The sequence below is a fragment of the Microbacterium gorillae genome (assembly GCF_000826185.2).
GTDB classification, from domain to species: domain Bacteria; phylum Actinomycetota; class Actinomycetes; order Actinomycetales; family Microbacteriaceae; genus Microbacterium; species Microbacterium gorillae.
Map to the genome: position 1 here is coordinate 688,006 of NZ_LN648875.1, position 17,588 is coordinate 705,593.

A 17,588-nucleotide genomic window follows, 5' to 3' on the forward strand; every position below is an offset into this window, starting at 1 on the left:
CGGATCTTCCGCGACAGCCCGGTGACGGCACCGCTGACCACCGACGACGGCCCCTCCCCGTGGGCCTCCGACGCGGACGATCGCTGGGCCCCGCCACCGAGCAGCGGGTCCCTCTACGAGGTGGCCTCCACCGGCGAGATCGCGATCGTGGCGTCACCGACCGCCGAACCGGTCCCGCCGCAGCGCGATCACGCGACGGAAGGCCTGCCGCCGGAAGCGGACGACGGCGAGCGCTCCCCCGCGGATGCGGACGCGGACGCGTTCTTCGGGCGCTACCAGACGGAACCGTCCGCTGCCGCGCCGGCCGGCGACGAGGCCCCGACGGCGGCCCTCCCGGCCGAGGAGCCGGAGGCGCCGGCCGAGGAGGCGGACGCCGACGAGGATCCGGCGGATGCCTTCTTCCGGCAGTTCAACGATGACAGCGACGGAGGTGAGCAGCGGTGAGTCTTGCGAACGCGACCCGCTCCGAGGTCACGAAGCAGTTCACCACCAGTGGGTGGTGGGTGCTGCTGATCGTCCTCGCGGCGTACATGACCTTCCAGGCCGGCGTCCTCGGCGCCGCCTTCGTCTTCGGTGGCACGGGCGGCGCCGGCGGCGAACGCACGCCGTTGCCGACGGAGGGCCTCGCGCCGTACGTCTACTCGATCTCGGGCACCGCGGGCTACGTCTTCCCGCTGCTGTTCGGGACGCTGATGGTCACCACGGAGTTCCGCCACAAGCTCCTCACCCCCACGTTCCTCGCCACTCCGCGGCGCGGTCAGGCGCTGGCGGCGAAACTGCTGGTCGCCGTCCTGATGGGCGCGATGTTCGCGGTGGTCTCGGTCATCGTGACCGTCGGCGTGGGCGCCCTGCTGTTCAGCATCAAGGACCGCCCGACCGAGCTCGACCAGGCCGCGACGTGGGCCCTGATCGGGCGCTCCGTGCTCGCACAGGTGCTGTGGGCGCTGATCGGTGTCGGGGTCGGCAGCATCATCCGCAATCAGGTCGCGGCCATCGTCGTGGTGCTGGCGTTCACCCAGTTCGTCGAGCCGCTCCTGTCCGTGGGCGCCATGTTCGTGAAGAACCTCAGTGAGCCGCTGAACTACCTCCCCGGTGGCGCCACCAGCTCCCTGATCGGCTACAGTCTGCTGTCCGTCACCGGCGCCGGAGGCACCCTGCTGGCGTGGTGGGCCGGCGCTCTCGTGCTCGCCGGTTACGCCGTCGTCCTGACGATCATCGGCGGGCTGACGACCTGGCGTCGCGACGTCAGCTGAACCGACGACGATCGGATGCGGGCCGCGGGAGACCGTGGCCCGCCGTCGTTTCCGGTTGCGCGCTCAGGCCGTGGCCGGACGCGGGCGTGTGCGGATCGCCCCGGTGCGCCGCTCGGTGTCCGCCGCGACCATGTCATCGATCGGCACCGCCTGCTCGTCGGCGTCCAGTCGCAACGCCTCGACGAGCGTCACACCGTGGCGGGTGGTCAGCAGCAGGCGCTGGTACGGCGCCTGCTCGGACAGATCGATCACGACACCCGGACGACGCCCGCGCACGACGACGAAGTCGGTCCCGGCGATGGAGTGCCAAGTGCCGGCCGCGAGCACGTTCGGGATGATCGTGCCGGGCTTGCGCACACCGCGCAACCAGGTCCACGGGTCATCGGTGAGCTGGACCCGGACGATGTGGTCACGTCGCACGCGGATCGCGTCGCGGTGGAAGGCAGCGGCCCGCTCCGTCGCCGACAGCGCCACCTCGAGGTGGGCGGAATCGAGCAGAAGGGTGACCATGACCCCAGTCTGCCAGCGTCCGGATGGATCCGTGGACGTCACGATTCACAAAGCCGCAACGATCCCCGTATGCGACCCGGTCATCTCGCGAGTGACAGGATGGACGGGACGGAAGGATCAGTCATGACGGTTCCGCTGCGACTGGGCTACAAGGCCTCGTCCGAACAGTTCGGTCCGAACGACCTCGTGCGCTTCGCGCGCGTCGCGGAGGAGGTCGGCTTCGACTCCGTCTTCGTCTCGGACCACCTGCAACCGTGGCGACACCAGGGCGGCCATGCCCCGGCCGCGATCCCTCTGCTGGGCGCGATGGGCGCGGTCACCGAACGCGTCCTGCTCGGCACCTCCGTCCTGACCCCCACTCTGCGCTACCACCCGGGAGTGATCGCCCAGGCCTTCGGGACCCTCGGCGTCCTGAATCCGGGACGGATGATTCTCGGCGTGGGAACCGGCGAGGCGCTGAACGAGGTGACGCTGGGCCAGGTCTGGCCGGAGTCCCCGGAGCGCTTCCAGCGGTTGAAGGAGGCGATCACGCTCATCCGGAAGCTCTGGAGCGAGGACCGCGTCACGTTCGAGGGGACCTACTACCGCACGCAGGACGCCACGATCTACGACCGACCGGAGGTCGCGGTCCCGATCTACATCGGCGCCGCGGGGCCCGCCGCGACGCGGCTCGCGGGCCGCATCGCCGACGGCTTCATCACCACCAGCGGCAAGGCCGACGCGCTGTACACGGACACCCTGATGCCCGCGCTCGAGGACGGCCTGGCCAAGGCCGGCCGCACTCGCGACGACATCGACACGCTCATCGAGGTGAAGGTCTCGCTGGCGCCCACGATCGCGGAGGCTCAGGAGAAGACGCGATTCTGGGCCAACCTCGCCCTGCGCCCGGAGGAGAAGCAGGACGTGCACGACCCGGTGGAGATGGAGCGTCTCGCCGATGCCCTGCCGATCGAGCGCGCCGCGAGCCGATTCATCGTGTCCGATGATGTGGAGGCGCACGTCGCCGCGATCGAGCACAATCTGGATCTGGGATTCCGCCACCTCGTCTTCCACGACCCGGGCGAGGATCAGGAGGGGTTCCTGCGCCGGTACGGGGCGGAGGTCCTGCCCCGGCTGCGCGAGCGGCACTCATGAGCGAGCCGGTCTGGACCGTCGTCGTCCCGGTCAAGCACACCGATCACGGCAAGTCGCGCATCGCCGGACCGCCGTCGCTCGCGCGCGCCATCGCCCTGGACACCATCGAGGCCGTGCACGCGGCCGGGGGCGTCGGGACGATCGTGGTCGTCACCTCCGACGCCGATCTCGCCGACGCGGCACGCTCGCTCGGGGCCGTCATCGTGCCCGAGCCCGCGGCCGCGGAGCGGTCTGCGGATCCGGACCTGGACGCGCCGTTGAACGCGGCGGTGACCGGCGCACTTCAGGGTGTGACCGGTCCGGTGGCGGTGCTGCACGCGGATCTGCCGGCCCTCGTCCCGGAGGACCTGGCGCGGCTGCTCGTCACGGCTCGCGGCGTCCGGTTCGGTGCCGTCGCGGACCTCGCGGGCACCGGGACGACCGTCCTCACCGCGCAGGATCCCGCCGACGTGGTCGCCCGTTTCGGTCCCGGGTCCTTCGCCCGGCACCTCGCGTCCGGCGCTGAAGCGCTGGATGCACCCACCTCGATCCGCCACGACGTGGACACACCGGCGGACCTCACCGCGGTGCTGAGCTCGCCCGCCCTCGGCCGCCGCACGCGGGCGCACGCCCTCTGACGCCATGCCTCGCCCGCGCATCCCCTCCGCCACCGCGTTTCGCGACCTGCCGCCGGAGCGCATTCTGTCGCGTGTGTCCTGGGTGACCGAGGCACTGCGCCGCCACGAGGCCGTGCTCGATGCCAGCGAGCGTCACCGCCGACGGCGGGTGCGCGCCACGATCGATGACTACCTCGCGTTCTACGCCAACGCGGTCCACCTCATGCAGGACGAGGGGTTCACCACCCGCGAGATCCTGCCCGCCGGGGCGCCCGTCACGGCCGACACCACGGTGCGCGCCGGTGATCTGACGCCGGACGGACTGCGGTTCTACTACTACGGCATCCGCGCGTGGATCAATCGCCTCGACCGGGCTCGGGACAAGGCCCGCGCAGCGAACGATCTGCGCCCCGTGCGCCGCGCTCTCCGGCGGTTCCGGGCCCACCTCGCCGCCGAACGCGCCGAATGACCGATTGCTCTCACCCTCGACACTTCTCACGCCGTGAACCTGCCGATGGTGAGAGCGATCACGTCCTCGCTCCCGATCGGCGCAGCTTCGAGATCTCGGAACTGCGCCGGGTGAGAGCGACAGGCTAGACGCCGGGGCGGCCCTGCTCATCGGAGACGGCGAGTGCGGCCGCGCCGAGAGCGGCGGAGGCGTCCAGGTCGCTCATCCACAGCGGGATGACGTGCGCGTCGATGCCCGCCGCGGCCACGGCCGGAGCCAGGGCGACATCCTCCTCGGCGAGCAGCCAGGCATCCAGGATTCCGGCCGCGGAGCGCGCGGCGTAGTGACGAGCCACGGCGTCCGCCGCGGTTTCGACACCGATCGTCGGAAGGCAGACGTCCGCCATCCCGCGCACGACCGATCCGTCGATGATCGGCGAGACGCCCACGACCGGGGCATCGGCGGCGCGGAGCGCGTCCGCGATGCCCGGGACCGCGAGGATCGGGCCCAGCGAGACGACGGGGTTCGAGGGGGCGATGAGAATGTCCGTGGCCGCCGCGAGCGCGTCCAGCACTCCCTCCGCCGGCCGGGCGCGGTCGATGCCCGGGTTCTCGAACCGTGTCGGGACGAGGGCGGCGCGGTGCCTTGTCCACCACTCCTGGAAGTGCAAGTCGCCACCGTCCTGCAGGTGGACCCGCGTGTCGACCTCGGCGTCGGTCATGGGAAGGATGCGTGCGCCGAGATCCCAGCGCGTGTTCAACCGTGCGACGACATCGGACACCGTGGCTCCCTCGCGGAGCCAGCCGGTGCGGGCGAGGTGGGTACCCAGGTCCAGATCACCCAGGGTGAACCACGGCCAGCCCGCGCCCCACGCCTGCAGTTCCGCGTTCACGCGCTCCGTGTCGCCCGCCCGTCCCCAGCCACGAACGGTGTCGTTCTGGCCGGCCAGGGCGTACAGCAACGAGTCCACGTCCGGCTGCAGCCGGACGCCACTGAGCCACAGGTCATCGCCGGTGTTCGCGATGACGGTGAGAGCGAAGTCCTCGTCGCCGCGGCGCAGCGCCTCGCGCACGCCCAGCGTGAATCGTGACCCGCCGACGCCACCGGCGAGGATCACGACCCGTCTCATCGGGCGAACTCGTCCGCCGCGTGAGGGAGAGGGAAGCTCGACACCGCGGCGATCAGGGCGTCCACCGTCTGCTTGTCGGCGATGATGTCGACGTCCAGTCCGGCCCGACGGGCATCCTTCGCGGTGCGCGGGCCGATGGCGGCGACGATCGTCTCGTCCGGGATGGACGGGAACTGCAGGCTGACCTGCTCGGCGACGGATCCGGACGTGATCAGCACGGCGTTGATGCGTCCGCTGGCGACATCGCGTGCGATGCGCTCGGTCACGGGGACGCCGACGGTCCGATAGGCGACGACCTGGTGCACATCGTGTCCCGCCGCCAGCAGGGCCTTCGTCAGGACGGGCTTGGCAGCCTCGGCCCGAAGCGTGAGGATGTGGCGCTTCTCCGGCTCCATGGCGATGAGTTCCTCCGCCATGCCGGCGGCGGAATTGTCGCGGGCGGGAACCAGGTCGACCTTGTAGCCGGCGGCCTGCAGCGCCGCGGCGGTGGTCTCACCGACGGCGGCCACGCGGGTCGACGGTGCGATGCGGGCGCGCGATGCGTAGAGAACGTCGACGGTGGTGGCACTCGTCACGGTCAGCCAGTCGAACTCACCGGCGGCGAGGCGCTCCAGCGCGTCCTCGAGCGCGGCCGGTTCCGTGGTCGCGGCGAAGTTGATCAGGGGTGCGACGACCGGCACCGCCCCCTGCTCGCGCAGGCTCGCGGCCACCGAGTCGCCCCACGGTCCGCCACGGGGCACGAGCACGCGCCACCCGGACAGGGGCTTGTCGTGGTGGTCGATGGCTGTGTTCATGGGCAACTCTCTGGAAGGGGTGATCGCCGCCCACGGGGAGCGGATCCGGGAGAGTGACGGCCCGGTCCTCCGCATGGGGCTCGGGATCGCGTCACCGGCAGTGTCCGCTCCATCGCTACTGCCTGTTTCCCACGAATATACCCCTGATCCCGCGTGTCGGAACCCCCCGCGAGGGCCCCCGGGGCGGGAACGAGAGCCCTCGGACGCCCGAGCACCTCCCTCCGCACGCTCCGCGGGCGAGACAATGGTGCCGATGTCACCGCGCGATCCGCTCTCCTACGCCCTGGTGCGCTTCGGCCCGCATGACGGCGCGCATCGGGTCGCGATTCGCGCTGCCATCTCCATCGCCGTGCCTCTGCTCGTCCTCCTGCTGCTCGGGCGGCTGGACTGGTCGATCTACGCCGTGTTCGGCGCGTTCACCTCGGTGTACGGACGCGGGGCGACGCACGGCGTCCGGCTGCGGATGCAGCTCACCGTTGGCGCAGTGCAGACGCTCTGCGTGGTGGGCGGCGTGCTCGTCGGCCTCTCCCCCGCGCGGGCGTGGTTGATCGTCCCGACCGCCGCCGCACTCGCCGGAGTGGTCGCGGCCATCAGCGATGCGCGCCGGTGGCAACCGCCCGGCCCCCTGTTCGCCGTCTTCGCGCTCACCGCGTGCGCGTCGTTCCCGACGACGACCGGCATGCTGCTGCCCGCGGCACTGGTCACCGGGGGCGCCGCGGGGGTGTCCGTCCTCGTCGGGGCCATCGGCGGATTCCGACCCGGGCGTGGATTCGCGGACACGGAACCGCGACATCCGGTCGAGGGTCGCCATGTGCTCCGCGCAACCGCCGGTGTGCTCATCGCGGGAACCATCGCGACCGCGATCGGAATCGGTCATCCGTACTGGGCGATGGTCTCCGCCGTCGTCCCGTTGATGGCGCGCGAGGTGATGCCCCAGTTCGTCCGGGGTGTGCAGCGCGTGGTCGGAACGTTCGGTGGCCTCGCGATCGCGGGCCTGCTGCTGTGGTGGAGCCCCCCGGCGATCGTCGTGGTCCTGATCGTCATCGCCCTGCAGGCGGTCGCCGAGCTGCTGGTCGCGCGCAACTATGCCGTCGCGCTGCTGTTCATCACGACGCAGGCGCTGCTGATGGTGAACCTCGCCGCTCCGCTGCCGGTGCCCCAGTTGCTGGCCGACCGCGCGATCGAGACGGTCGTGGGCGTGGCTGTCGGCCTCGCGGTCGGCTACCTCACGCGGCGGCGACCGGCGGACCCGACTGTCTGAGGCGACCGGACGGGATCAGCGCGGGGTGGACAGCGAACGCGCGATCGCCCAGACCACACCGCCGACGACCGCGGCGGCGGCGAGCACGGCCGCAGCGGTGACAGCCGGCTCGCGACGGGCGAACAGGCGCGCCTTGACGGTCGCCTTCTTCGCCTGCTTCGGGACGTTGACCTTCTCCTCGATCGCGCTGAGGGCGGCCTTCAGCTCGGCTCGTGCCGACTCGACCGGGTCCGTGATGCCCAGCGGCACCGCGGTGCGGGGAACGGAGACGGACAGGGAACGGTCAGAACTCATCTGCGACTTCCTTCACGATCACGGCGTCGGTCTTGGCCGCCTTCACCGGGTTCTCACTCTTGGCGATCTTCTTCATCCGCGACACGCCGAGCAGCGCCAGCACGCCGGCGATCAGCAGCATGATCACGAAGACGAGCAACGCGGACAGCCACACCGGCATCCAGGAGGCCAGTCCGGCGATGAAGAAGGTGCCGAGCGAGGGAATCGCCCAGAACAGGAAGAACAGCGCGCCGAAGAACCAGCCGACGCCCATGCCGGCGTCCTTCGCCACGCGGGTCAGCCAGTCCTTCCCGGCGTTCACCTCCGCGACGACGAGATTGCGCACCAGTTCGGGAACCTCGCCGACCAGGCTCAGCAGCCCGTCGTCGGCACGGTCACGGAAACCGCGAGGGGTCGTCATATCAGTCCTTCTCGGTGGCCTTCGCGGCCGTTGAACTCTTGGCCGACGACGCGCGCTTGGTGGTGGTCGGCTTCGCGGCCGGCGTCCGGGAGGCACCGCGCGTCGTGCTCTGGCCGGCCGCGCTCGAGCCGGAATCGCCGGTGACGGCCTGCACCACCTTGACGGCGCCGCTCCACAGCGTCTTCGGCACGGCGAGCGCGCTGGTGGTGGCGATGGCCTTGACGTTCGCGACCTGCTTCTGCACCGGATCGGTGTGCCACAGCTTCGAGGCGGCCTCCGCGATCTGCTCGTACCGTTCGCGGCCGGCGCGCGTGCCCAGGACGTAACCGACGCCCAAACCGACGACGAGTCCGATCTTGCCCCTCATGATGCCTCCTCGGGTCATGCGTGTGACTCGACCAGCGTAACGCCATATGCCGTTTCAGGCATCCGGCAGGGCATCACCGAACAGAACCTCGCGCCGGACCCGCTCTGCGGCCTGGATCGCATCCGTCACCGTCGCGTCGAGTCCGGCGCCGGTGAGCCACGCACCGACGGCGGTGAGGCGCGGGACGGCACGCACCGCGGCCCGCATGCGCGCCGCTGACGCCGCGAATCCGAGCTGTTCCCGGTGCGGAGCACCCGCGAAGAACTCCACCTGCGTGGCACGAACGGTCGTGTTCAGCAGGCGCGTGATCTCGGCGCCGACCACTCGGGCCACCTCCGCTTCGGTCGCATCGGCGGCGACCGTCAGACGCGCACGGACAACGCGCGCGCCATCGATTCCGGCGCCCCACTGCGTCGTGAGGTCATCGATCACGACGAGCTCGCTGTCGCCGGGCCGGGGGTACACCCCGTCCTGCCAGGCATCACCGCCGGTCACGGTCGCGGTCACGGTCGCGAGTCGTTGCGGGACGGCCGCGGCCGGCACTTCCACGTGCCCGGCCAGCAGCCGCCGGGCCGGGCCCTCGTCCGTCGCGACGATCACCACGGCGGCAGCGTGCTCCCGCCCGTCCGCCTCGACCGTGGAGTCCACGACGAAGCGGCCCCCGGACCGTCGAATCGCCATGACCTCAGCGCCCGTGACGATCTCGCCGTCGAGTTCGACGATCCGTCGCGCCAGAGCGGCGATGAGCGTGCTCATCCCGTCCTGCAGCGTGACGCGCTCCGGCTCGGCGTCCGCTTCGAGGATCTCGCTCACCGCGCCCGACAGCGACCCCTGTCGAGTGAGCGCGGCGTTCAGTCTCGGCGCGGCCAGCTCGACGTCGACGGCGTCGGGGTCCAGCCCGATCTCCCCACGCGTGACGGGCGCGACCAGCCGGTCGACGACCTTGGGGCCCATTCGGCGCCGCACCAGCGGACCGAGGGCGCGCTCGTGTCCGATCGTGAGCGGCGGCCGCAGGCGGTCGAGGTACGCCCGCCACGCACCGCTCCAGCCGATCAGGCTGACGACCTCGGCGAGGAACGGGCTGCCCGGGATGCCGAGCACGCCGTCCGGCAGCGGCACGAGTCCGCGCGGCGACGTCGTGAGGCGCCCGGCGCGGGTTCCCGCGACGGTCTCGAGCGCGAGGTCCGGCTCGTCGGCGCGCAGGGCGGTCAACAGCTCCGCCACGGCGCCGTCGGGCGCGAAGGCGACGGCGCCGGCTTCGGCGCGCGCGCCCTCCACGGTGATCGTCCGAATCGCACCACCCAGATCCGCCCGGCTCTCCAGCACGGTCACGGGCATGCCGATCTTGGCGCACTCGTACGCGGTGACGAGTCCGGCGATGCCACCTCCGATCACGACGACGGGGGCGAGACGAGCGGCGGAGACGAGATCGGAGACGTCAGACACCCCCCGATTCTCGCATCACCGGTCCGGCACCTTCCTGCACAGCAGCGGGACTAACGACCGACGCGCCGGTGATCCCACCTGGAGCTCCGGTGAGTCTCCCACCGGCCCCGCCACTGTGCTCGAACCGGTCCGGAATGTCGAACGGCGCTGGGCTCGAGTGACCGCCCCGCGTGCGCTCCAACAGGTCAGTCATCCCGATCCCGCCCTCGGAGTGCGGCACGGCACCCCCGAAACGTTTGAACGCCGCCTGACGGCTCACCCCGAGGGCCTGCCATGACAGTCCCGCCTCCCGGGCGCCGGCAACCGGCTCAGACAGCTGCTTCTGCGACCGCTTCACCAGCATGTGCGCAGTTCGTGCACGCGGTGAGCGGTGTCACACTGGTCTCATGGCCCTGCACATCACCGACGATCCCGCTGCCGACGAACTGCTGTCCGACAACCCGCTGGCCCTCCTGATCGGCATGCTGCTGGACCAGCAGGTGCCGATGGAGACCGCGTTCGCCGGTCCGGTGAAGATCCTCGAGCGCACCGGGTCGCTCGATGCCGCGACGATCGCGACGACGGATCCTGAGTCGTTCAAGGCCGCGTTCTCCGAGACGCCCGCCGTGCACCGCTTCCCCGGCTCGATGGCCGAGCGCACGCAGGCGCTGTGCGCGGCGATCGCGCAGGACTGGGACGATGACGCATCCCAGCTCTGGACCCGGGACGACCCGGACGGTGCCACCGTGCTGAAGCGCCTGAAGGCGCTGCCCGGCTTCGGCGAGCAGAAGGCGAAGATCTTCCTCGCGCTCCTCGGCAAGCAGTACGGCTACACCGGGGCCGGCTGGCGCGAGGCGTCCGCGCCCTATGGTGAGGAGGGTTCGTTCCGCTCCGTCGCCGACATCACCAGCCCGGACTCGCTGACGAAGGTCCGCGAGTTCAAGAAGGCCGCCAAGGCCGCTGCGAAGGCCGCCACGAAGTGAGGCCGATCGGCGGCCGTGTCGACGATTTCCTCCCCGACGGCGTGACCCTCATCGTCACCGCCTGATCGACTCCTCGACTCGGAGCGTCGGAACCTCGTGCCGGCCCCCGAGCGAGGCCGTCGAGGGCGCGCGCCCAGCCGCGCTGGGCCCGCCACCCGCCGCCACCCGCGGCTCCCCGAGGCGCCCGCGCGTCACGACGAGCGCGATGACCGCCAGCACGCCGAGCCCGAGCGCGGCGGGGATGACGCTCCCGGCGGTCCCGGTCAGGAGCGCCGCCGCCGTCAGTGACCAGTTGACGCCGTTGTGCCCGAGCACCGCCGGGACGAGGCTGCCGCCGGCCGCATTCGTCACCCAGGCGAGGACGACGGCGAGCGCCACGGTCATCCCCAGGTAGGCGACGTAATCCCAGACATCGCCGTGCGGGGTGTCCCAGTCGCGCACGAGGAACAGCGGCGCGTGCCACACAGCGTGCACGACCCCGAGCACGAGCGCCGCGGCGGCCGGGTGGAATCGCTCCTGCAGCCTGGGCAGCGCGAACCCCCGCCAGCCGATCTCCTCCTGCAGGGGTCCGCCGAGGACGTAGACGACAGCCATGATCGCGAGCTGCACGATGATCGGCACCGTGACCGTCACGCTCCGCCCGGCCAGGGCGAACGCCCCGATGCACAGCGGCACGGCGAGGACCGCGACGAGCCAGCACCACCATGGCGCGCGGAATCGCACCAGCCTGCCGAGGAGCCTCCGGACGGCCCCCGGACCGCCGACGACCCGGGTCACGACGAGCGCCGACGCGAACGGGCCACCGAACAGACCGAGCTGGTTCACGAGCATGAGCGCGCCGACGGGCAGTTCGACGGGGATCACCCCGATGCCCCCGGCCGTCAGCCACATGGGCGACCACAGGATCCACGACCCCGCGAAGGCGAGGACGAAGAACGCGATCAGTGGCGAACGGACGACGAGTTCACGCATAGTGAATCAACTCCCTATAGTGTGTTGGACACACTATAGTGACGTACATGGCTCATGGCGACCCCCTCGAGGGACACTTCAATGAACTCCGTCGAGGCACCGTCGTGCTCGCCTGTCTGTGGCTGCTCACGACCCCCGGATACGGTTACGCGCTGCTCACGGAACTCGCCCGCCATGGCTTCGATACCGACGCCAACACGCTGTACCCGCTCCTGCGTCGACTCGAACAGCAGGGGTATCTCACGAGCGACTGGAACACCGACGAGGCTCGCCCCCGCAAGTTCTACCGGACGACCGATGCCGGGGCCCGAGCCGCCGCCGCCCTGCAGTCGGAATGGAGGGCGCTCACGGGCGCGCTGGACACACTCCCCCGAGCCGCCCGCACCCCTGAGCCCGAGCAGGCCTGACGTGGCCTCCCTCACCGAACGGTATGTCGCCGCGGCCGTTGCGCATCTACCCGAAGCGGACCGCGATGACGTCGCCGCAGAGCTGCACGCCGCGGTCAGGGAGGCAGTCGAGGCGCGGGTGGAACTGGGCGCCTCGGGTCCCGACGCCGAACGGCAGGCGCTGGTCGACCTCGGCGATCCGGCCGTCATCGCCGCCGACTACGGCGGACGCCCGCTGCGCCTCCTCGGCCCGCGGACGTACCTGCCCTGGCGCCGTACCCTGGTGCTGCTCCTGTCCATCGTCCTGCCGGTCGCCGTTGCGGGCGTCGCGATCGCGACCCTGTCCGCGGCCGCACCGGGTGACCCTGCGGCGGCGGCGGCGGAGGTGGTGCGCCGCACGGTCGGCTTCGCGATCGAATTCGCCCTGCACCTCGTCGTCTGGACGACCCTCGCATTCGTCATCATCGACCGCACCGGAATCCGCGTGCCGAGGACCTGGAGTCTGGACCGTCTGCCCGCCCCGGGCGGCCGGCGAGCGGGGTGGTTCTCCCCCACCGGCGCGATCGTGCTCACCGCCGTCGGTCTGTTCCTCGTCGGCCTCGAACTGACGGTCGGGAGCCTCTGGCTCGGTGGCCACCGCATCCCACTGCTGCATCCCGACCTCTACGCGTGGACCGTCCCGGCCGCGTGTGTGATCGCGATCGCCGCCCTCGTCCTCACGAGCGTCACCTGGCTACGCGGAGCGTCACGTGGGACGGCCGTCGCGGGGCTCGTGGTCGCCATCGCGATCGCCACGACGGCGCTCGTGCTCCTCGCCGCCGGGAAGCTCGTCGCCCCGGGGCTCTGGCACGTCCTCACGCCGGACGGCGGTGACTCCGCGACCACCGCGATGATCGGTTCCCTCGTTCTCGGCGCCGTCATCACCGGGCTCGCCGTCTGGCGCGCCCGACTCGGCTTCGTGCGCGCCCGCGGTCGCTGAACGCCGGGCGGTCCGTCGGCGCCGGTTCGGGGTTGCTCCCACGTCCGACGGGTCTCACGCAGGAGAAAGGTCATGCGCGCGAGCGAGCACGGAAATGCTCCCGCCTCCGGCAGATCCGAGGGGCCGGAACTGCCGGAAGCGAGAGCATCGGTGTCAGAGGAGGCCGTCGGAGAGGGACGTCGGGTTGCCGAAGCGGTGGTTCGTGATCGAGATCGCCTGCTCGCGGAGGAACGGCAGCATCTCGACCCGACCTGCGGACGTGACCGCGTGCGACCACACCGCGACATCCGGCGAGCCGTCCACGGCGGCGGCGACGGCCGAGGCGTCGCCGCCGACCAGGCGCAGGCGCGTCTCCGGCAGGCCCTTCTTCGACAGCCGCTTCAGCCAGGCGGCGTCCTTGTCGACGGACACCGTGACACCGGCGGCGGTGAGCGCCGCGGCGGCCTTCCTCGACGGGGCGACCGCGAACGACGCCGACACCGGGGCTCCGGCACGGACACCCGCGGCGATCACGCGCAGACCCTCAGCCTCGGAGGCCTCGGCACCGACGCGAACTGCGACCGGCAGGGCGCGGTAGCGGAACACGTTGCGCTCGACCCCGAGGTTCGACACGTCGCGCGCGACGCCGAACTCGTCCTGCCACGCGCGCTCATCGCTGCCGGCGGCGGCCCGCAGCCAGGCGGCGTCCGCACCATCGGCGGCCGCGACGATCCTCTCCACCGGGGCGCTCAGCGTCATCGGACGCGCGGTCGGCTCGGCCGGAGTCCAGTCGCCGAGGCCGTGCAGGTAGTTCGGCCCACCGGCCTTGGAACCGGCACCGACGGCAGAGCGCTTCCAGCCACCGAACGGCTGGCGACGCACGATCGCGCCGGTGATGCCGCGGTTGACGTAGAGGTTGCCGGCCTCGACCTTCTCCAGCCAGAGCTTCAGCTCGTCCGGGTCCAGCGAGTGCAGGCCGGCGGTGAGGCCGTAGTCGACGGCGTTCTGCATCTCGAGGGCCTCTTCGAGGGTGGCCGCCTCCATGATGCCGAGGATCGGACCGAAGTACTCGGTGAGGTGGTACTCGGAACCGTTCTTCACGCCGGTGCGAACACCGGGGCTCCAGAGCTTGCCGGACTCGTCGAGCTGCTTCGGCTCGATCAGCCACTTCTCCCCCGCGCCGAGGGTGGTGAGGCCACCGAGCAGCTTCCCCTGCGCGGGCTCCACGATCGGGCCCATGACGGTCGTCGGATCGGTCGGGTAGCCGACGCGCAGCGAGGTCACCGAGTCCACGAGCTGACGACGGAAGCGGTCGGACTTGGCCACCGAGCCGACGAGGATCACGAGCGACGCGGCCGAGCACTTCTGTCCGGCGTGGCCGAACGCGCTCTTGGTGACGTCCGCCGCGGCGAGGTCGAGGTCCGCGGACGGCGTGACGATGATCGCGTTCTTGCCACTGGTCTCCGCCAGCAGCGGCAGGTCCTGGCGGAACGAGCGGAACAGCTCGGCGGTCTCGTACGAGCCGGTGAGGATGACCCGGTCCACACGCTCGTCCGCGACGAGCGTCGAACCGAGCTCACCGGTGGACAGCTGCACCAGACGCAGGACGTCGCGGGGAACGCCACCCTGCCACAGCGCGTCCACCATCACGGCGCCGGTGCGCTTGGTGAGGCGGGCCGGCTTGATGATGACGCCGGACCCGGCCGCGAGCGCGGCCAGCACTCCGCCGGCCGGGATGGCGGTCGGGAAGTTCCACGGCGGAACCACCACGGTGAGCTTCGACGGAACGAACGTCGCCCCGTCCACGCGGTCGAGGCCGCGAGCCAGTTCGGCGTAGTAGTGCGCGAAGTCAATGGCCTCGCTGACCTCGACGTCGGCCTCGGCGATGGTCTTGCCGGCCTCGGACGCCATGACCTCGATCAGTCGACCCCGGTTGCGGGCGAGGGAGAGCCCGGCGGCATGGAGGATGTCGGCACGCTCGTCGCCGGAGCGCTGCCCCCAGGCGGTGCCGGCGGCGTGGGCACCCGCGATGACGGTCTCCAGAGCGTCGGCATCGGCGACGTTCGCGTCCGTGATGATCTGAACGCCCTCGTCGCTGTCCGCGGCGCGCGCCAGGATCTCACGACCCCAGGCACGGTTCGCACCGAGCGCCGGGTCGGTGTCGGGCTCATTGCGGAAGTCGTGCAGCGGTGCGTCCGGCGTCTCGGTGGCACGGTTCTGCGTGCGATTCGGGCCGGGGACGGTGCCGAGCGTGCGCTCGTGCTCAGCGAGGGATGCCTCGTAGCGCGCCTGCTCACGGTCGAACAGGCCCTGGTCGCTGTCCAGCTCGAAGACGGCGGACATGAAGTTCTCCTGCGAGGCGTTCTCCTCGAGGCGCCGGATCAGGTACGCGATCGCGACGTCGAACTCGCTGGGGTTCACCACCGGCGTGTACAGCAGGAGCTCGCCGACGTCCGCGCGGACGGCCTCGGCCTGTCCGGTCGCCATGCCGAGCAGCATCTCGAACTCGACGCCGTCGGTGACGCCGCGCTTCTTCGAAAGCAGCCACGCGTGGGCGACGTCGAAGAGGTTGTGGCCGGCGATGCCGAGGCGGAGGTTCGCGGTGCGCTCCGGGGTCATGGACCAGTCCAGGACGCGCTTGTAGTTGGTGTCGGCCTCCTGCTTGCTGGGGACCGTGGCGGCTTCCCACCCGTGCACCGTGGCGTCCACGTGCTCCATGGCGAGGTTCGCGCCCTTCACGACGCGGACCTTGATCGGCGCCCCGCCGTTCGCGCGGCGCTGGGCCGACCACTCCTGCAGGTGCTGGATCGCACCGAGGGCATCCGGGAGGTAGGTCTGCAGCACGATGCCGGCCTCGAGGTCACGCAGCTGCGGCTGGTCCAGCAGAGCCGTGAAGACCGCGATGGTGAGGTCGAGGTCGCGGTACTCCTCCATGTCCAGGTTGATGAACTTCGCCTTGCCCTCGCGCTCGGCGCGCGCGGCGAGCTCGTACAGCGGTGTGAGCTTCTCGACGACCTTGGCGACGGCCTCGTCGAAGGACCACATCGACAGCTGGCTGACCACGGCGGACACCTTGATCGAGACGTAGTCGACGTCGTCGCGGGCCAGGAACTTCCGCGTTCCCTCGAGTCGGCGCTCGGCCTCGTCCTCGCCGAGAACGGCCTCGCCGAGGAGGTTGAGGTTCAGGCGGTGTCCGCCCGCGCGCAGCTTCGCGATGCCGGCACCGAGCTTGGCCGGGGTCGCGTCCAGGACCAGGTGTCCGACCATCTGGCGCAGGACCCGGCGGGCGATCGGGATGACGGCCCACGGGAACGCGGGTGCCATTGCGCCGCCCAGGCCGATCGCACCGCGCAGGTAGGCCGGCAGGAATTTCGGCGTCAGCGGGACGAGCGAGCGCAGCGCGGACGCGGCCACCGTGGTGTCCTCGGGGCGCATCACGCCGTCCACGAAGCCGACGGTGAAATCGAGCCCGTGCGCGTCCTTCAGCACACCGGCGAGGCGCTCGGCGGCGGGGTCGACGGGGTGTTGGGCGGCCTCATCCAGCCAGCGGCGGACGGTGGCGACGACATCGGCGGTGGTGATGCCGTCTGCAGTGACGAGCTCGGACACGATTCCTCCTGGGAAAAAGAGCGCAGTGGGGATTCCGCCAGTATCGACCCGTTGTTCGTTCGGGTAAAGCGATAGAAATCGATGGATACTGTTCGGTGAAACCGATCATTGAAAAGGGGCCGCCCATGCTCGATGTCCGTCGCCTGCGTCTGCTTGTGGAACTTGCACACCGCGAGACTCTCGCCGCCGTCGCGGAGGCGCTGAACTACAGCCCCTCGTCCGTGTCCGAACAGCTGCGAATCCTGGAGCGCGAGGTCGGAACGCCCCTGCTGGAGCAGTCCGGCCGCCGCGTCCGTCTGACCCCGCAGGCCCGCGTCCTCGTCGAGCACGCCGAGGCGATCCTGGACCGTATGGCCGAGGCGGAATCGGACATCGCACGCTCCGGGACCGGCGTCGGCGGCACGGTGCGCATCGCGGTGTTCCAGTCCGCTGCGCACGCGATCATGCCCGCGGCCCTGACGCACCTGGCCACGGACCATCCGGACCTGCGTGTGGAGGTCGTCGAGCGGCCACCGGAGCAGGGCCTGTTCGAGGTCGCCGCGCGCGGTTTCGACCTCGCCGTCGCCGAGGAGTATCCCGGTCACCTGCGTCCGCGCCACCCGGACCTGGACCACGTCCCGTTCGCTTTCGATCCGATCCGGGCGGCCGCGGCGGACGAGGTCGCGGCGTTCACGGACCTCGCGTCCCGCGCCTGGGTGATGGAGCCGGCCGGGACAGCCGCCCGACAGTGGGCGATGCAGCTGTGCCGCGCCGCCGGGTTCGAGCCGGACGTCCGCTATGAGACCGGGGACCTCATCGCGCACCTGCGCCTGATCCGGAGCGGCCACGCGGTGGGCCTGCTGCCGGACCTGCTCTGGGCCGGCGAGCCGCCGACCGTGCGTCTGCTCGACCTGCCCGGCGACCCGCAGCGCGTGGTGTTCTCCGCCGCCCGCCGCGCCGCCGCCGACCGACCCGCCGTCCGCGCCGTCCGCGCCGCCCTCTCCGCCGCCGTCGACCACGGCTGACCGCCGGTGAGCTTCTTCGCGACCCGCTCAGCGCGGCAGTCGACTCGCTGAGCTGACGGACCGAC

The 17,588-nt window shown here is 71.2% G+C and carries 18 protein-coding genes; 9 read left to right on the plus strand and 9 right to left on the minus strand.

Going from position 1 to position 17,588, the window contains the following annotated elements; translation table 11 throughout:
- The first annotated feature begins 440 nt into the window (after positions 1–440).
- Positions 441–1,253 (plus strand): ABC transporter permease, encoded by an 813-nt coding sequence (locus tag BN1193_RS12735; protein WP_040167140.1) that lies wholly within the window; start codon positions 441–443, stop codon positions 1,251–1,253.
- Between the two features lie 63 nt (positions 1,254–1,316).
- Here BN1193_RS12735 and BN1193_RS12740 read toward each other — a convergent pair whose 3' ends face one another.
- A complete protein-coding gene (locus BN1193_RS12740; protein WP_040167143.1) occupies positions 1,317–1,763 on the minus strand; it encodes a hypothetical protein in 447 nt (148 codons plus the stop codon).
- Positions 1,764–1,886: 123 nt separating this feature from the next.
- Between BN1193_RS12740 and fgd the strand changes: the two genes are divergently transcribed.
- From fgd to BN1193_RS12755, 3 genes are read left to right on the plus strand one after another with little or no spacing between them, the layout of a single operon-like run.
- Positions 1,887–2,897 (plus strand): glucose-6-phosphate dehydrogenase (coenzyme-F420), encoded by a 1,011-nt coding sequence (fgd, locus tag BN1193_RS12745; protein ID WP_040167146.1) that lies wholly within the window; start codon positions 1,887–1,889, stop codon positions 2,895–2,897.
- Positions 2,894–3,514 (plus strand): 2-phospho-L-lactate guanylyltransferase, encoded by a 621-nt coding sequence (cofC, locus tag BN1193_RS12750; RefSeq protein WP_040167148.1) that lies wholly within the window; start codon positions 2,894–2,896, stop codon positions 3,512–3,514. The genes fgd and cofC overlap by 4 nt, the downstream gene beginning before the upstream one ends.
- 4 nt (positions 3,515–3,518) lie before the next feature.
- Positions 3,519–3,962 (plus strand): hypothetical protein, encoded by a 444-nt coding sequence (locus BN1193_RS12755; RefSeq protein WP_052460752.1) that lies wholly within the window; start codon positions 3,519–3,521, stop codon positions 3,960–3,962.
- A 124-nt stretch (positions 3,963–4,086) separates the two neighbouring features.
- On the opposite strand, the gene cofD is transcribed toward BN1193_RS12755, so the two are convergent.
- On the minus strand, positions 4,087–5,070 hold the full coding sequence (gene cofD / locus BN1193_RS12760; protein ID WP_040167151.1) for a 2-phospho-L-lactate transferase: 984 nt from the start codon (positions 5,068–5,070) through the stop codon (positions 4,087–4,089).
- Positions 5,067–5,864 (minus strand): uroporphyrinogen-III synthase, encoded by a 798-nt coding sequence (locus BN1193_RS12765; RefSeq protein ID WP_040167153.1) that lies wholly within the window; start codon positions 5,862–5,864, stop codon positions 5,067–5,069. Before BN1193_RS12765 ends, cofD begins: the two co-directional genes overlap by 4 nt.
- A 253-nt stretch (positions 5,865–6,117) precedes the next feature.
- Between BN1193_RS12765 and BN1193_RS12770 the strand changes: the two genes are divergently transcribed.
- Positions 6,118–7,125, plus strand: a complete 1,008-nt coding sequence (locus BN1193_RS12770) for an FUSC family protein (RefSeq protein ID WP_040168293.1) — start codon at positions 6,118–6,120, stop codon at positions 7,123–7,125.
- A gap of 15 nt (positions 7,126–7,140) precedes the next feature.
- Here BN1193_RS12770 and BN1193_RS12775 read toward each other — a convergent pair whose 3' ends face one another.
- The 4 genes from BN1193_RS12775 to BN1193_RS12790 are packed head-to-tail and all read right to left on the minus strand — an operon-like array spanning position 7,141 to position 9,632.
- A complete protein-coding gene (locus tag BN1193_RS12775; RefSeq protein WP_040167155.1) occupies positions 7,141–7,419 on the minus strand; it encodes a hypothetical protein in 279 nt (92 codons plus the stop codon).
- The gene (locus tag BN1193_RS12780; protein WP_040167156.1) at positions 7,409–7,819 is read right to left on the minus strand and encodes a phage holin family protein; all 411 of its coding nucleotides are present in this window, start codon (positions 7,817–7,819) and stop codon (positions 7,409–7,411) included. Before BN1193_RS12780 ends, BN1193_RS12775 begins: the two co-directional genes overlap by 11 nt.
- 1 nt (position 7,820) lies before the next feature.
- On the minus strand, positions 7,821–8,186 hold the full coding sequence (locus BN1193_RS12785; RefSeq protein WP_040167158.1) for a hypothetical protein: 366 nt from the start codon (positions 8,184–8,186) through the stop codon (positions 7,821–7,823).
- Positions 8,187–8,240: 54 nt separating this feature from the next.
- Positions 8,241–9,632, minus strand: coding sequence for a protoporphyrinogen/coproporphyrinogen oxidase (locus tag BN1193_RS12790; protein ID WP_040167160.1), 1,392 nt, complete (start codon positions 9,630–9,632; stop codon positions 8,241–8,243).
- Positions 9,633–10,018: 386 nt separating this feature from the next.
- Here BN1193_RS12790 and BN1193_RS12800 point away from each other — a divergent pair, with 386 nt between their 5' ends.
- Complete coding sequence (locus BN1193_RS12800; RefSeq protein WP_040167165.1) at positions 10,019–10,594, plus strand: HhH-GPD-type base excision DNA repair protein; 576 nt, start codon at positions 10,019–10,021, stop codon at positions 10,592–10,594.
- Positions 10,595–10,648: 54 nt separating this feature from the next.
- Here BN1193_RS12800 and BN1193_RS12805 read toward each other — a convergent pair whose 3' ends face one another.
- Complete coding sequence (locus BN1193_RS12805) at positions 10,649–11,566, minus strand: CPBP family intramembrane glutamic endopeptidase (protein WP_052460753.1); 918 nt, start codon at positions 11,564–11,566, stop codon at positions 10,649–10,651.
- Positions 11,567–11,613: 47 nt separating this feature from the next.
- On the opposite strand from BN1193_RS12805, the gene BN1193_RS12810 reads away from it, so the two are divergent.
- Positions 11,614–11,973 carry a PadR family transcriptional regulator gene (locus BN1193_RS12810; RefSeq protein WP_040168297.1) on the plus strand — a complete coding sequence of 120 codons (360 nt, stop codon included), beginning with the start codon at positions 11,614–11,616 and terminating at the stop codon, positions 11,971–11,973.
- A gap of 1 nt (position 11,974) precedes the next feature.
- The gene (locus tag BN1193_RS12815) at positions 11,975–12,931 is read left to right on the plus strand and encodes a permease prefix domain 1-containing protein (RefSeq protein ID WP_052460754.1); all 957 of its coding nucleotides are present in this window, start codon (positions 11,975–11,977) and stop codon (positions 12,929–12,931) included.
- 153 nt (positions 12,932–13,084) lie between these two features.
- Here BN1193_RS12815 and BN1193_RS12820 read toward each other — a convergent pair whose 3' ends face one another.
- Positions 13,085–16,519 (minus strand): bifunctional proline dehydrogenase/L-glutamate gamma-semialdehyde dehydrogenase, encoded by a 3,435-nt coding sequence (locus BN1193_RS12820; protein WP_040167168.1) that lies wholly within the window; start codon positions 16,517–16,519, stop codon positions 13,085–13,087.
- Positions 16,520–16,644: 125 nt separating this feature from the next.
- On the opposite strand from BN1193_RS12820, the gene BN1193_RS12825 reads away from it, so the two are divergent.
- Positions 16,645–17,523 carry a LysR family transcriptional regulator gene (locus tag BN1193_RS12825; RefSeq protein ID WP_040167170.1) on the plus strand — a complete coding sequence of 293 codons (879 nt, stop codon included), beginning with the start codon at positions 16,645–16,647 and terminating at the stop codon, positions 17,521–17,523.
- Positions 17,524–17,588 lie beyond the last annotated feature (65 nt).

Bases quoted from the DNA above. Each gene is read 5' to 3' on its own strand.
- BN1193_RS12740 (WP_040167143.1), bottom strand. From the start codon at position 1,763: ATGGTCACCCTTCTGCTCGATTCCGCCCACCTCGAGGTGGCGCTGTCG.
- fgd (WP_040167146.1), top strand. From the start codon at position 1,887: ATGACGGTTCCGCTGCGACTGGGCTACAAGGCCTCGTCCGAACAGTTC.
- cofC (WP_040167148.1), top strand. From the start codon at position 2,894: ATGAGCGAGCCGGTCTGGACCGTCGTCGTCCCGGTCAAGCACACCGAT.
- BN1193_RS12755 (WP_052460752.1), top strand. From the start codon at position 3,519: ATGCCTCGCCCGCGCATCCCCTCCGCCACCGCGTTTCGCGACCTGCCG.
- cofD (WP_040167151.1), bottom strand. From the start codon at position 5,070: ATGAGACGGGTCGTGATCCTCGCCGGTGGCGTCGGCGGGTCACGATTC.
- BN1193_RS12765 (WP_040167153.1), bottom strand. From the start codon at position 5,864: ATGAACACAGCCATCGACCACCACGACAAGCCCCTGTCCGGGTGGCGC.
- BN1193_RS12770 (WP_040168293.1), top strand. From the start codon at position 6,118: ATGTCACCGCGCGATCCGCTCTCCTACGCCCTGGTGCGCTTCGGCCCG.
- BN1193_RS12775 (WP_040167155.1), bottom strand. From the start codon at position 7,419: ATGAGTTCTGACCGTTCCCTGTCCGTCTCCGTTCCCCGCACCGCGGTG.
- BN1193_RS12780 (WP_040167156.1), bottom strand. From the start codon at position 7,819: ATGACGACCCCTCGCGGTTTCCGTGACCGTGCCGACGACGGGCTGCTG.
- BN1193_RS12785 (WP_040167158.1), bottom strand. From the start codon at position 8,186: ATGAGGGGCAAGATCGGACTCGTCGTCGGTTTGGGCGTCGGTTACGTC.
- BN1193_RS12800 (WP_040167165.1), top strand. From the start codon at position 10,019: ATGGCCCTGCACATCACCGACGATCCCGCTGCCGACGAACTGCTGTCC.
- BN1193_RS12805 (WP_052460753.1), bottom strand. From the start codon at position 11,566: ATGCGTGAACTCGTCGTCCGTTCGCCACTGATCGCGTTCTTCGTCCTC.
- BN1193_RS12810 (WP_040168297.1), top strand. From the start codon at position 11,614: ATGGCTCATGGCGACCCCCTCGAGGGACACTTCAATGAACTCCGTCGA.
- BN1193_RS12825 (WP_040167170.1), top strand. From the start codon at position 16,645: ATGCTCGATGTCCGTCGCCTGCGTCTGCTTGTGGAACTTGCACACCGC.